The following is a 13,996-nucleotide window of genomic DNA, read 5'->3' on the forward strand; positions in this document are numbered from 1 at the left end:
CCATGCTAAAACGAAGACCCACTATTCGCGACCACTCAGCAGAAGCTAATTTATTTGCTCGGCGTGCATTTGTGGGTTTTATATTTATATTAGCCCTAGTAGCCATATTATTGTCTAACTTGTACACCATTCAAGTTGACGATCACCAAGATTATCAAACCCGCTCTAACGACAACCGTATAAAAGTAATTCCTATTGCACCTAATCGAGGTTTAATTTACGACCGAAACGGTGTTTTACTAGCTGAAAATAAGCCCGTTTATAACCTTGAAGTGATCCCCGAAGAAGTTGATGATTTAACCGCCTCTTTGAAGTCTATCAGCAAAATTATTGAAATCACCGAGCAACAACAAGCAGATTTCCTTGATGATATAAAGCATACTCGCCGCTTTAAAAGCCAAGTTCTTAAAGCTCGCTTGAACGAAAACGAAGTAGCGATGTTTTCAGTAAACCAACATAAATTTCCAGGGTTTAGTATTGAAGCGCGCCTAGCGAGATATTATCCCTTTGGCGATACCTTAACCCATGCATTAGGCTACGTTGCTAAGCTCAATAGAAAAGAGCTAAACAAACTTGAGCAACAAGATGAAGCCACCAATTACAGAGCCACTCATGATATTGGCAAGCTGGGTATCGAAAAATATTACGAGCCGTTACTACATGGTCAGGTCGGCTCACAGCGAGTTGAGGTAAACAACCGTGGCCGTATTATTCGCACCTTAAACATGGAACCACCGCAGCCGGGGGATGATTTAGTACTTACTCTCGACATTGGTTTACAACAAATAGCCCAACATGCACTTAAAGATATGCGCGGCGCTATTGTGGTAATGGATGCAAAAGATGGCGGCGTTCTAGCGCTTTATTCAAACCCAAGTTATGACCCAAATTTATTTGTGCACGGTATTAGCAGCAAAGACTACAAAGCCCTACTTAATCCAGATCTCCCGCTTATAAACCGTACCACTCAAGGACGCTATGCACCAGCATCGACTATTAAGCCGCACATGGCTATTTTGGCATTAGAAGAAAATATAGTGCAAGAAACCACCACCATGTGGGATCCCGGTTTTTTTCAAATACCAAACGTAAAGCATAAATGGCGCGATTGGCGACGTTGGGGCCATGGTCATGTTGATGTTTACAAAGCCATAGAAGAGTCATGCGATACTTATTTTTATGATGCAGCGTACCGTATGGGGATCACTAAAATAAGTAACTTTATGGCGCGTTTTGGCTTTGGTGAACTTTCAGGTATTGATATACATGAAGAAGCAACCGCTATTTTACCCTCAAAAGAGTGGAAAGAAGATCGTTTTAAAGAGTCATGGTGGCGTGGCGATACTATTTCTGTCGGGATTGGCCAAGGTTATTGGACTGCCACCCCGATTCAAATAGCTAATGCCACTAATATTTTAGTTAACAGAGGGATAAATCACCCTCCTCATTTAGTGCAAGTAGCTAAAAAAGAAGACCAAATTACCCAGCTCAATAATGAAGAAAAGCCACCTGTTGTTCTTAATAACGAGGATAACTGGCGAATTGCTATTGATGCCATGCATAACACGGTTAAAAAGACTACCGGTACAGCACATCGCGCGTTTAAAGGGGCTACGTACGACCCAGCAGGTAAAACCGGTACCGCCCAAGTGGTCAGTATTGCTCAAGGCGAGCGCTATGACGCCGATGCACTTAAAGAGCGCCAGCGTGATAACGCCATTTACGTCGGTTTTGCCCCATACGATAACCCTCAAATCGTTGTCTCTATTGTGGTAGAAAATACTGGGGGCGGCAGCTCAGTAGGTGCCCCAATTGCGCGCCAATTAATGGATTACTATTTTGCTGCTAACCCCATTCAATCATCAGGGAGTAAAGTTCCATGACGGCTTTACATGATAAGCGTTCTATTTGGCTGCGCTTGCATATTGATTTGCCGCTTTTTATTGCTTTATTACTAATGATGGCAGGCAGCATCACAATTGTTTACAGTGCCTCTGGCCAAGACTCTGCAATGATGATGCGCCACGGTACCCGTATGGCTGGTGCTATTATTGGTATGTTTGTGTTAGCACAAATCCCTCCAGCAACTTTAAAACGCTTAGTCATCCCTATGTATTGCTTAGGACTACTCATGCTGGTTGGAGTACTCCTATTTGGTGTGAGCTCCAAAGGTGCGCAACGCTGGTTAGATTTAGGCATCACCCGCTTTCAACCCTCAGAGCTGATGAAATTAGCGGTTCCTATGATGGTGGCTTGGTATATTGGCCGTAATCATTTACCCCCTCGAGCGCTGCATTTAGTGATTGGTTTTGCCATTGTTATGCTACCTACTCTACTTATAAAAGAACAGCCTGATTTGGGCACCTCAATTTTGATTGCCAGTTCAGGTGTATTTGTGTTGTTTTTATCTGGCTTGAGTTGGCGTTTAATTGGCTTCTTAAGCTCTGTTGTTGCCTTAGCGGCATGGCCTTTTTGGCACTATGGTATGCACGATTATCAAAAGCAAAGAGTACTGACCTTTTTAGATCCAGAGAGCGATCCGCTTGGTTCTGGCTATCATATAATCCAATCAAAAATAGCGATTGGTTCAGGCGGTATAGAAGGCAAAGGCTGGTTGCAAGGCACACAATCACAACTAGAATTTTTACCTGAAAGACATACTGATTTTATTTTTTCAGTACTGAGTGAGGAGTTTGGCCTGTTCGGTGTGTGTGTTTTACTGAGCCTATACCTATTCATTATTGGTCGCGGACTTTATATTGCCGTTAATGCCCAAGATGCCTTTGGCAAGTTACTCGCGGGCTCACTCATTCTGACATTTTTCGTTTATATTTTTGTAAACATTGGCATGGTTTCGGGCTTGTTACCCGTTGTAGGTGTGCCATTACCATTGATTAGCTATGGTGGCACCTCAATGGTTACCTTAATGGCTGCATTTGGCATTATTATGTCGATTGCCACAGATAAAAGGATGCTCTTAAAATAATGCGCCTTTATAAACAACTTATAATCATTGTACTCTTTAGCCTTTTTTTGAGTGCGTGCAGCAGTTCAAATAGCCGTTATAGTATGCGTCATGATGCCGCACCACTGCGGGCACCGACCGAATTAGAGATGCAAGATGCTATTGTCACTCAGGTAGTAAAAAGCGCAAGCACCACACGCCCTTACGAAGTATTAGGCAAAAGTTATACCCCTATGCTCGATGAAACGGGTTATTCAGAAACGGGAATTGCTTCATGGTATGGCCGAAAGTTTCATGGTTATCATACCTCTAACGGCGAAGTTTACGATATGTTTGCTATGACGGCAGCCCATAAAACCTTACCATTACCGAGTTTTGTGCGCGTAACAAATACAGCCAATGGCCAATCTGTTATAGTACGGGTTAATGATCGTGGGCCCTTTCATGATGATAGAATCATTGATCTTTCCTATGCTGCTGCCTATAAACTTGGCTACCATAAATACGGTACAGCAAAGGTTAAGCTTGAAGCGATTACCCTCGCAGATACCCGTGCACGAAAAACCTATGTTCAAGTAGCAGCCGGCAGTACCTTAGCCAACATAGAAGCATTGGCACACACACTACGAGAGCAGTATAAATTACCAACAAATATCGTCGAAAAAGACGCTATTTATAGATTGCACTTAGGGCCGATAAAAGATGCCCAACACGCGCAACAAGTATTAGAAACATTAAAACAAAATCAATTTCAGAACGCGTTCTTGCTTTACACTCAGTAAGCCCTTTAGAATAGGGAGAATGCATATTTTTAACTTTAACCATTAATGAGTATGATGAAATCTATTAAACATAAAATTCTTACTGGTGTTTGCGGCTTAGTCTGTTCTGCCGCCGTCTTTTCAGCCACCGCACAAATTATTCCAGCCCCTCCTCAAGTTAATGCTAAAGGTTACTTTTTGGTGGACTTCACCACAGGTAAAGTGATTGTAGAAGGTGAAGCTGATACAAAACTTGCTCCTGCTAGCTTAACTAAAATGATGACTAGTTATGTAATTGGTACAGAAATAAATGCGGGTAATATCGCACCCACCGATATGGTAACTATCAGTGAAAAAGCGTGGGCAAAAAACTTTCCTGAATCATCTAAAATGTTCATTGAAGTGGGTAAGCAAGTAAGTGTAGATGAACTTAATCACGGTATTATTGTGCAATCAGGTAATGATGCCTGTGTTGCCATGGCTGAGCATATTGCAGGCAGCGAAAGTGCCTTTGCAGATTTAATGAATGCCCATGCTGAAAAGATAGGCATGACAAATACTCACTTTATTAATAGTCACGGTCTTGATACAGACGAGCACTACACAACGCCACGCGATATGGCCACACTTGGTGCAGCCTTAATCAGAGACGTGCCGGACGAATATGCACTATATAAAGAAAAGTCATTTACATACAATGGTATAAAGCAATATAACCGTAACTCGTTGTTATGGGATGAAAGCTTAGATGTAGATGGTATTAAAACAGGCCATACATCTGATGCGGGTTACAGCTTAGTAACCTCGGCAACGAAAAACGACATGCGTTTAATTGCGGTAGTTATGGGTACTTCAAGTGAGCGTGCGCGTAAAGTTGAAAGTAAAAAACTGCTTAACTACGGTTTCCGCTTTTTTGAAACAATTACGCCTTACAAAGCTGGCGATAGTTTTGCAGAGCAACGCATCTGGATGGGTAATAAAGAGAATGTCTCTTTAGGTATTTTAGAAGACACCCCTATTACAATCCCTCGTGGCCAACATAAAAACCTGAAAGCAAACTTTGAGCTTGACGATACGCTTGAAGCACCTTTAGCTAAAGGCACTAAAGTAGGCACGCTGTTTTTACAACTTGAAGGCGAAGATATTGCACAATATCCGCTAGTTACACTTGAAGAAATACAAGAAGGTAGCTTCTTCAGCAAAATATATGACTACTTACGCTTACAAATAATGTAAGCACGAGTAAAGTAATATGAACGCCTCTTCTGTGAGGCGTTTTTTTTTGCTTGAAAAGTGCTAGAATGCGCCCCATATATACCAATCGTATTGAATGACTGTCGTTGGCTTAGGTCAAAAGTAACATCATTTCAAGATTGTCATTAGCCTGTCAGTTTTAAGCTTAACGTATTCGTTGAGCCAACACTTTTGTTTGAGGAGTTCCCGTCGTGGTTGAACCTGTTAAAAACACTAAATTTGATGAGTACCTAGAGTACCCTTGCCCGTTTACATTTAAAATTATGGGTTTAGCAAACGTAAACTTAACTGATCAAATTTTAGAAAAGTTACAACCTATCGCCCCGGGTGATTATGCGCCAAAAGTAAAACCGAGCAGTAAAGGTAACTATGAGTCAGTCACTTTAGTAGCCACAGTAACAAGCGGCAAACACATTGAAGAAATTTACAACGTGATCAGCAATATCGATGACGTGCGCCATATGCTTTAAGCTATAGTTGAGATTTGCTGTGAACGAAAACACCCTAATCGTACGCCAACTAGGTCGTCAGCGTTACATGCCGATTTGGCAAAAAATGCAAGACTTTACCGACACCCGTGATGAAAATACGCCAGATGAAATTTGGTTAGTAGAGCATGAAAGTGTATTTACCCAAGGCCAAGCCGGTAAAGATGAGCACTTACTCGCCCCAGGTGACATTGAAGTGATTAAAGTTGACCGCGGTGGGCAGGTGACTTACCACGGCCCTGGTCAGCAAATGATGTATGTATTATTTAATTTACGTCGTTTAAAAATTGGGGTGCGAGAGCTAGTTACTTGGCTTGAAGAGTGCATCATTGAGTCCCTTGCAGAGTTCGCCATAGATGCATACGCGAAAGCGGATGCTCCTGGTGTTTACGTTAACGACAGTAAAATTGCTTCTTTAGGTTTACGAGTTCGTCGTGGCTGCTCATTTCATGGCTTGGCATTAAATGTTAATATGGATCTAAGTCCATTTTTACGCATCAACCCATGTGGTTATGCGGGCATGAATATGGTGCAAACTAAAGAACTAAATGGCCCTCAAAACCTTGAAGCTGCAGGTGAAGGGCTGGTAAAACACATGATCAAGAAGCTTAATGCAACACAGGTTAAGCATACTGAAGGGTTTGAAAACGAATGAATAAACCAGTCAAAATGGAACCAGGTGTAAAACTACGCGACGCAGAAAAAATGGCGTTGATCCCCGTTAAAGTTTTACCAACAGAAAAAACCGAAATGCTCCGTAAGCCAGAGTGGCTTAAAATTCGCTTACCTAAGTCAACCGAGCGAATTGACGGCATAAAACAAGCAATGCGTAAGCATGGCCTTCACTCTGTATGTGAAGAAGCTTCGTGTCCTAACTTATCAGAGTGTTTTAACCACGGTACAGCGACCTTTATGATTTTAGGGGCTATTTGTACACGTCGTTGTCCATTTTGTGACGTTGCACATGGTCGCCCATTAAAACCTGATGCCGCTGAGCCTGAAAAGCTGGCACTGACCATTAAAGACATGAAGTTAAGCTATGTGGTTATTACTTCTGTAGACCGTGATGATTTACGTGACGGTGGTGCTCAGCACTTTGCCGATTGTATCCGCGAAATTCGTAAGCATAACCCAGAAATTACCATTGAGATTTTAGTGCCCGATTTTCGTGGCCGTATGGACAGAGCGTTAGAAATTTTAATTGAAACGCCGCCAGATGTATTTAATCACAACCTAGAAACGGCGCCACGTTTATACAAACTTGCGCGCCCAGGTGCTGACTATAAATGGTCTCTTGAATTATTACGTCGCTTTAAAGAAGCCCATCCTGAGGTTAAAACAAAATCAGGCTTAATGGTTGGCCTTGGTGAAGAAATTAGCGAAATCGAGGAAGTACTTCGCGATTTACGTGCTCATAACGTTGATATGCTTACTGTAGGGCAATACCTACAACCGTCTAAGCATCACTTACCCGTTAAGCGTTACGTGCCACCAGCTGAATTTGACGCATTAAAAGAATATGCTGATGAAATTGGCTTTACACACGCCGCTTCAGGCCCGTTTGTACGTTCAAGCTATCATGCAGATCAACAAGCAGCGGGTAAAGAAGTAAAGTAATCTCTCGCAATGTATAAAAAACCGCCATTAGGCGGTTTTTTGTTTTTTAATAGTTATTTTTACTGTTTATAAAATAACGTTAGGTTAAAGCAAGGTTACTTGAGATAATTATGCTTGAACCCATTATTTAGGTTATATATGAAATTATTAGTTCGTAACTTATCACGTGCCACTACTGAGCATGAACTTCGTACGTTATTTACGGCTCACGGTAAAGTGACCACCTGTAACTTGGTACTCGATAAAGAAACAGGCCAATCTAAAGGCTTTGCCTTTGTAGAAATGCCTAATGACATTGAAGTTAAAGGCGCAATTAAAGCGCTTAATCAAACCACAGTAGACAAAAGCAAAATCCGTGTAAAACTAGCGGATGCTTAATAAGTAAAAAATTGAGATGTTGGAAGTTAACACATACTTTCAATGTTTAACCTCAATTTATATTGCTCAAAGTTTTAGTTATAACGCTTTGAGCAATATAATTAATTGGGTTTATACCTGAGTCAAAATCTCCTTTAAGACCTGCTGCTTACTTACTATATCCTTGTATAAGGCAAATTGGTTTTTTGCGCGATCTAAGTTGTGTCTCTTATGCTTAACGCTAAAGTAATTATCACCATCTATATAATCAGTTAAAAAGCGTAAGCCAATCATAAAGGGCATTACTTTAGCACCTAACCAAAAGCTTTGTTTCTCGGCGGGCGTTAATACCCCCTTTAGTGGCTCAACATAGCCTTTCACAATCGCTGCAAAAATATCTTCACGAACACCTACCTTTTCAAGCGCCGTTGAATCTTCTTGCTCTGCAGAGCAAAATGTTCTGACCATATCACCAAAATCATTAAGCCAATAACCAGGCATACAGGTATCTAAATCTATCACCGCTTTTGCATTATTAGAGTCTAAGCAAAATAGCATGTTGTTTATTTTAGTATCGTTATGGCACACACGAATAGGCACTTTTCCCTCAAGGGCATTAAGCTCATCGATAAGTGAAAGCTGCGACAGGCAAAAATCAACCTCTTCCTGACAATGAGCCAAACGTTTATGAGGATCGGTGCTAACCACTTGCTTGAAGACTTCTGCACGCATGGCCAAGTTATGAAAATTAGGAATAACCGCATGTAAATTGTTCGCGTCAAAGTCTTGTAGCGCTTGCGCAAATTGGCCAAATGCATTGGCCGCTGTTTGTGCCTGGCTAGCAGTATTAACCACATCTTCACTATAACTGCCACCAATAAACTCAAGTGCTCGCCAAGTATCATCATCATTATTAACTAAATAGTCATTCTGAGTCGTCGCTACATGGCGTATTATTGCTAGATTGAATTCACCTGCTTGTTGTTTTTTACTTAAGTGTTGCTCTATTAATCGCGCATTATCAACAAGTAACTGTGGTTTTGGAAACACCACCGTATTGAGCTTTTGTACAACCAGTGACCGCTTAGAAGTACTTAATAACATAGTAGTATTTATATGCCCACTGCCTATGGGTTTTATGCTCGCATGCTTCTCGTCAAGGCCAAAACTCTCAGATAAATAAACTTCTATAGGAACTGTATTCATTTTCTACTTCACTCTTTTCGCCCAAGGCGACAATAATTTAATAGCTACGCTTGACGTAATGCGCACAAAGTAGCCGCAATGCTTGTCAGTTCTGATTTATAGGTAACACCAAACCAAGGCTCTTTTGCAGTGTATACAAATACAGGCTGTGCTTTTACATTAATGGCTTTCTGGATTTGATCAGGTAAGTAGTACTCTTGCTGAGTATTCACGTTATATTGCTGTAAAAACGTTTCAAAGCCTTGTTGCAAATAGTCAAAAAAGCAGGGGGTGATCCCCCAAAAACTCATCGAGCCTAGGGAGTTTGGGCTAATTTTCTCACGTAAACCCTGTGGGTTGTCGCCAAAAATATGCTCAGACTGTTGTTGAATATTCAAATACTCGGTTACGGCAACAAGCTTTCCATCCGCAATATTACATACCCCACGATTAACACCACCGTGCTCAGAAAGAGTATCAATAATCGGATACCCTACCATTGCCCATTCAGCGCTTCTTTTAAAGTGCTCACTCAGTAATACAAACGAAGATTTGCCATAATAGTCATCGGCAGTGATCACAATAGCGGGGTTATTAATGTGGGCTTTGGCACACAACAGAGCATGACCTGTGCCCCAAGGCTTTACTCGCTGGCAAAGTGTTGCTTTAAACTGCTCGGGCACCTGTTCAATGTGTTGCTCCACCAGCACCACATCAAGATCACTAGGCAAGCGCGGCAAAATAGTACGCTCTATTTCACTGCGTACCGCTTGGTTTATGATCAGCACCACCTGCGTCACCCCTGCGCGATACGCATCAATAATACTCAGTTCCATAATAGTGCAATTTAGCCCTGGAATCTCTGCAATTTGTTTATTGCCACCAAAGCGACTACCTAAGCCACCTGCAAGCACAATTAAACTCAGTTTATGTTTTTTCATTTAGAGTCTGCGCATTTAAGAGGGTAATTTACCAAGCCAAGTTTGTAACCACGGTTCGGTGACAGGCCAAGGCTCAAAGTCTTCACAGGCATCAATTTCTAATCGATTACCCACAGGTTTAGCTTGTAAGTCACGTAATAGTTCATCAAAGCTACGCCCTGCTACGCAAAACGTATCACCATAACTTCTATCACCCATAGCCACAATGCCAAATGGCTTATTAGTTAACATTGGAAAGGTGTTGTTAAGCTGATTATAAAGCTCTGCCAAGTTAGCGGGTATATCGCCTTGTCCTGTTGTTGAAGTAACTATTAAAATATGCGACGCATTTTTTAGATCTTCTAAACTTGGCTCTACAAATACGCTTACCTGATGGCCGGCTTGCTCAATGGTATCACTTATTTGCTCACTTAAGCGTTCAGCACCACCATACACGCTGCCTACAAAAATACTAATATGTGCCATTAATAATCCTTTTCTTCGCTTGGCCACCCTAACTGGTTGCAAATACTCAACATTGCATCACCTAGTGGCGCTTTAATTATTATCGATTCATTACTGTAAGGATGTACAAAACGCAGTTCTGTGGCAAATAACATTAATCGCCTAAGAGAAAAGTGTTCTCTAAAAAACTGATTGTGCTGGTTATCACCATGATTAACATCGCCAATTATCGGTAACGACAAATGCTTTAAATGGCGACGAATTTGATGTTTACGCCCTGTTTTAGGGAAACACTCTACCAAAGAATACCTAACTGTTGGGTATTTTCCTATAGGGATAGGCAACGCAGCTTGATGCAAACAATTAAACTGAGTTTGTGCTTCTTGAGCATCTTTATTCTGATCGGCAAATTTATCAGCAATTTTGTCTAGCTCTTCTTTTAACGGTTTATCTAAAAAAATAGATTCAGGCGCAAATCCGCGTACTAAAGCTAAATAACGCTTTGAGATCGTACCTTCAATAAACAGCTGATTCATATCACGCGCGGCTTCTGAGCTTAGAGCAAACAGCAACACACCCGATGTTGGCCTATCAAGGCGATGCACAGGAAACACATGCTGACCGAGTTGATCGCGTAGCATTTGCATTGCAAATTGAGTTTCATGCTTGTCTAAAAAGGAGCGATGAACAAGTAAGCCTGATGGTTTATCAATCGCTACATAGTTCTCATCTTGATAGATAATGTTCAGTTCGCCATATTCAACTGGCGCTGGACGTTCAGTCATCTGACTCTCCAAGCAATGAATCTAATTGCGTCAGCAAAGAAATAATCTCTTCGCTTCCGGATTTATCAATGAGTGTCATTTGCGCCATAGGAGCAATCGCAAAATTACGCGGTAACGGTTGTTTCATTGTAATAATCTGTTGAATTTTTTCTATAAATACAAACTGTAACCACTGTTCAAATGCAAGCGTATCATGGCAAAAAGGGACGCTTGAATGCAACAATGCAGAGTCAATCGGCTCATTCTGCCAAAGCTGATACTTTTTAAGTAGCGCAGTTAATTGTGTTAAATAGAGTTGGGTTTGCTCAGTCATAATCACCCTTTACTTTGTATATTGCACAATTATACCCTGTTCCCTCAACAGTCGCTATGGCGTATAATTAGCGTAATTTTGTAGTAAAAACAGTTGGAAATTCATGAGTGAACATATAGCCACATTAGGCCAGCTTTTAGACGGTGCAGGAACTCAATGGCGTGCTTTTGATATTGGCAGGCATATTACCAAGCTTGATAAACAACAATTTTTAGCTGTTGAACAAGCACAAGTTCCTTACCCTTACCCATTAGCAGGCCATGCATGGCTAGCAATTCAATTTTGGGACAGTAAAGCTAGCAAAGAACCCTATGTGTGGTTTTTAAAATTCCCACTTGATGAACAAAGTAAACTCGTTAGTGCCAGCCGCGACCACTTTGCAGACATGGTAATTCAAGCACTAGGAACAGAAATTACCGGCGAACAAGCCGATGGCAAACTCGATAATAACCCGTACGTATTTACTCCTAATGCTAATAAATTAGCGGCGTTTAATGCACAAGTTAAAGTGTTATTAAAACAACCAGCCTCACAGTATTATGAGCATGCCCAGCTTTATTTTAGTGGCCAGATTGGTTTTGATAATTGGCAAAGTGTGGCACTACAAGGCATTGCTGATTTTGCTTATCGCCTCAACAGTGCTGATAACTTAAAACACTTACACGCTGCGTGGCCTAATTTACCTGTTGAAGTATTACAACCATTAAGCGCAATGCTTGAACACATCGAAATACCACCCACGTTAAGTGAGTTAATGTTAAGTTATGGACAAACCGCCCTAAAGAATAATGATGTGGTTACGGCTTCTGCCGCGCTTCGCGCCATATCATCAGGGCAAGCAACAGGGCTTAGCGCACAACTGGTTGACTGCGCTTTAGAATCTACGCTTGGGCAAGACTCAGACATTTTATTAACTATTGCAGGTCGCTGCTTTAAACAATTAGAAGAGCCACAGCGTTTGCATGTATTTATGGATAACTGTGCGCACCATGAGAAAATAACTGAGTTATTTCCCAGCATTTTTGCAGATTTAGTTGCAATTCCAACTATTCGCCCACATTTATTAGCATTACTACGTAAAGAAAACAGAAGCGAGACGTTAGCTCGCGCAATTGGAAGGTTATTCTCTTAAATGGCTAGTTTATGGACGTTCATACTTATTGGGGCTGTAATTTATTTTTTTTGGCTAAATCGTAAAATAGCCGAAGCAGCGAACGTTCATGCCAAACGCCAAAGTGAGCAATTGCAGGTACAACTAATGAGTGTGGCTTGTAGCAAGCGTCGGTTTGGCATTTTAAAAAGTGGTAAACCGGGCATGAAAAGCGAATTTATTTTTGAATTTTCAAGCGATGGTGAAAATGCTTATCAGGGAGTGTTAATCATGGAAGATGAAAAGCTAAAAAGTGTGGTTGTGCCACCACATAAGATATAATTTTTGTAACAAAAAACCAAGGCGTAACCTCAGTTACGCCCTAATTGCCAACATCCTGTAAGGTATCCTTTACCTGATCCTTGTTTATCATCCACTGAACGAGCAAACTACCCTGTTAGCCCTCCATTGCATCCTGCAATATCCTCTTGCCGCCTTGGCCGTCCTGCGTAAACTAACGCTCCTGCAATGTCCTATCGCATCATCCTTGGTATCCTTTAAATAGCTCCTAGCTATTTTAGTACTTCATGTACTTCCTGTTTCATCCTTGCATCCGTGTTAACTTGTCCTTTACGCTTCCTGCTAGTCACTACTATGCTGCCTGATTCCATATCCATGGCATTAGCTCAGTCATTGAGCTATGTCGTCTTGACAAAGTAAAGTTTAAACCAAACGGCTGGGTATAATAGTGAGGAAAACTAAAAAATTTAATGTCACAAAATTGAAAAAACTAAAATAGCTATAAATAACAGAAGCTTGATGCTTATAAACGGATAAATAATGGATTTAAACTGACAAAGAGCACACTAATGTGGGATATATCTCACACTGGTGTGCCCGATTTGGAACATAGGCTTACAGATACGCCATTATGAACAACTACCTTTATTGAGCATTAGCAACTTTAAATAGTAATTCACCCTTAACTTGGTTAAATGAAAGTTGTTTAAAGTGCTCAAAGCCTTGCGATTTAAAAAATTTCGTATGCTCGTCACGAGTTACAAATACCGCTATACCAGAAAACTCAGGATTATCGTGTATTAAGCCATCTAAACCTTTAAGTAAAGTGCGACCAAACCCTTGCCCGTGAAAGTGTGGATCAACCGCAATAAACGCTAAAAAGTAATAATTCCCTTGCGGCTTTAAGGCGTCACGAATGGTTTTTTCTTTTTCAATTAATTGATTCGTTTGTAAATAACCTGCACTTAGCATCAGTTTTAATCGCCAATGCCAATAACGCTCAGCTTGTAATTGGCTATTTGACTCAAACACACAGGCAACCGCTTTTAATTTATCATTGCGGTAAAGGCCGATTAAAGGCTGCTTCTCTTGCCAAAAGCTACTGAGCTCTTCACGAATAAGTGCACGTAGTTTTTTTTCATAATCGAGCGGGTTGTCTTCGTTATATCCTAGCAGAGTTTGTAAAATAGGATCGTTTTGATATGCCTGATAAATTAGGCTGGCTGCTGTGCTTATATCCTCTGGTGCAATATGCTGAACACTAAAGGCGTCTGTCGATTCTGCTGTGGCTGTCATTTTATTTCCTTTATTATTTTATACCCGTTGTCATTACGCCGCGTAACTTGTTTGGGATTAATTTTGAACTACAACGATGACCAAATGCTTATATAACTATATACCTAAGTGAGACAAATAAGCGAATTTACATTTTAGTTAGTACGCTCATCCACTGCATTGAGTCAGATCATGCTTTAGCGACTTACTACTGAATAAAT

16 protein-coding genes are annotated in these 13,996 nt (G+C 41.0%); 10 read left to right on the forward strand and 6 right to left on the reverse strand.

Features of this window, described 5'->3' with window-relative positions; genetic code table 11:
* Positions 1-2: 2 nt before the first annotated feature.
* The 8 genes from mrdA (at position 3) to AC0VZ5_RS10510 (ending at position 7,463) form a co-directional block, all read left to right on the forward strand.
* Positions 3-1,883, forward strand: coding sequence for a penicillin-binding protein 2 (gene mrdA / locus AC0VZ5_RS10475; protein WP_475472740.1), 1,881 nt, complete (start codon positions 3-5; stop codon positions 1,881-1,883).
* Entirely contained in the window at positions 1,880-2,986 is a 1,107-nt protein-coding gene (gene rodA / locus AC0VZ5_RS10480; RefSeq protein ID WP_178956313.1) for a rod shape-determining protein RodA, read from the forward strand. The genes mrdA and rodA overlap by 4 nt, the downstream gene beginning before the upstream one ends.
* Positions 2,986-3,747 carry a septal ring lytic transglycosylase RlpA family protein gene (locus AC0VZ5_RS10485; protein ID WP_475472742.1) on the forward strand — a complete coding sequence of 254 codons (762 nt, stop codon included), beginning with the start codon at positions 2,986-2,988 and terminating at the stop codon, positions 3,745-3,747. The genes rodA and AC0VZ5_RS10485 overlap by 1 nt, the downstream gene beginning before the upstream one ends.
* 54 nt (positions 3,748-3,801) lie before the next feature.
* The gene (locus AC0VZ5_RS10490; RefSeq protein WP_198523445.1) at positions 3,802-4,962 is read left to right on the forward strand and encodes a serine hydrolase; all 1,161 of its coding nucleotides are present in this window, start codon (positions 3,802-3,804) and stop codon (positions 4,960-4,962) included.
* 209 nt (positions 4,963-5,171) lie between these two features.
* Positions 5,172-5,450 carry a DUF493 family protein YbeD gene (ybeD, locus tag AC0VZ5_RS10495; RefSeq protein ID WP_008109437.1) on the forward strand — a complete coding sequence of 93 codons (279 nt, stop codon included), beginning with the start codon at positions 5,172-5,174 and terminating at the stop codon, positions 5,448-5,450.
* Positions 5,451-5,469: 19 nt separating this feature from the next.
* Positions 5,470-6,123 (forward strand): lipoyl(octanoyl) transferase LipB, encoded by a 654-nt coding sequence (lipB, locus tag AC0VZ5_RS10500; protein ID WP_198523446.1) that lies wholly within the window; start codon positions 5,470-5,472, stop codon positions 6,121-6,123.
* A complete protein-coding gene (gene lipA, locus AC0VZ5_RS10505) occupies positions 6,120-7,085 on the forward strand; it encodes a lipoyl synthase (protein ID WP_008109434.1) in 966 nt (321 codons plus the stop codon). The genes lipB and lipA overlap by 4 nt, the downstream gene beginning before the upstream one ends.
* Before the next feature lie 138 nt (positions 7,086-7,223).
* Positions 7,224-7,463, forward strand: a complete 240-nt coding sequence (locus AC0VZ5_RS10510; protein ID WP_008109433.1) for an RNA recognition motif domain-containing protein — start codon at positions 7,224-7,226, stop codon at positions 7,461-7,463.
* Positions 7,464-7,574: 111 nt separating this feature from the next.
* Here the strand turns inward: AC0VZ5_RS10510 and AC0VZ5_RS10515 are convergent, their stop codons facing one another.
* The 5 genes from AC0VZ5_RS10515 to AC0VZ5_RS10535 are packed head-to-tail and all read right to left on the reverse strand — an operon-like array spanning position 7,575 to position 11,110.
* On the reverse strand, positions 7,575-8,648 hold the full coding sequence (locus tag AC0VZ5_RS10515; protein WP_475472745.1) for a phosphotransferase enzyme family protein: 1,074 nt from the start codon (positions 8,646-8,648) through the stop codon (positions 7,575-7,577).
* Between the two features lie 44 nt (positions 8,649-8,692).
* A complete protein-coding gene (locus AC0VZ5_RS10520) occupies positions 8,693-9,568 on the reverse strand; it encodes a nucleotidyltransferase family protein (protein ID WP_198523448.1) in 876 nt (291 codons plus the stop codon).
* Between the two features lie 15 nt (positions 9,569-9,583).
* Entirely contained in the window at positions 9,584-10,033 is a 450-nt protein-coding gene (locus AC0VZ5_RS10525) for a flavodoxin (protein ID WP_475472747.1), read from the reverse strand.
* The gene (gene truC / locus AC0VZ5_RS10530) at positions 10,033-10,797 is read right to left on the reverse strand and encodes a tRNA pseudouridine(65) synthase TruC (RefSeq protein ID WP_475472748.1); all 765 of its coding nucleotides are present in this window, start codon (positions 10,795-10,797) and stop codon (positions 10,033-10,035) included. Before truC ends, AC0VZ5_RS10525 begins: the two co-directional genes overlap by 1 nt.
* Positions 10,790-11,110, reverse strand: a complete 321-nt coding sequence (locus tag AC0VZ5_RS10535; RefSeq protein WP_054202447.1) for a YqcC family protein — start codon at positions 11,108-11,110, stop codon at positions 10,790-10,792. Before AC0VZ5_RS10535 ends, truC begins: the two co-directional genes overlap by 8 nt.
* A gap of 103 nt (positions 11,111-11,213) precedes the next feature.
* Here AC0VZ5_RS10535 and AC0VZ5_RS10540 point away from each other — a divergent pair, with 103 nt between their 5' ends.
* Positions 11,214-12,242 carry a DUF3549 family protein gene (locus AC0VZ5_RS10540; RefSeq protein WP_475472751.1) on the forward strand — a complete coding sequence of 343 codons (1,029 nt, stop codon included), beginning with the start codon at positions 11,214-11,216 and terminating at the stop codon, positions 12,240-12,242.
* Positions 12,243-12,542, forward strand: a complete 300-nt coding sequence (locus tag AC0VZ5_RS10545; protein WP_008109417.1) for a DUF3301 domain-containing protein — start codon at positions 12,243-12,245, stop codon at positions 12,540-12,542.
* 603 nt (positions 12,543-13,145) lie between these two features.
* On the opposite strand, the gene AC0VZ5_RS10550 is transcribed toward AC0VZ5_RS10545, so the two are convergent.
* The gene (locus tag AC0VZ5_RS10550; RefSeq protein ID WP_475472753.1) at positions 13,146-13,796 is read right to left on the reverse strand and encodes a GNAT family N-acetyltransferase; all 651 of its coding nucleotides are present in this window, start codon (positions 13,794-13,796) and stop codon (positions 13,146-13,148) included.
* Between the last annotated feature and the right edge of the window lie 200 nt (positions 13,797-13,996).

Source organism: Pseudoalteromonas sp. QJM3NY_12, from assembly GCF_056173165.1.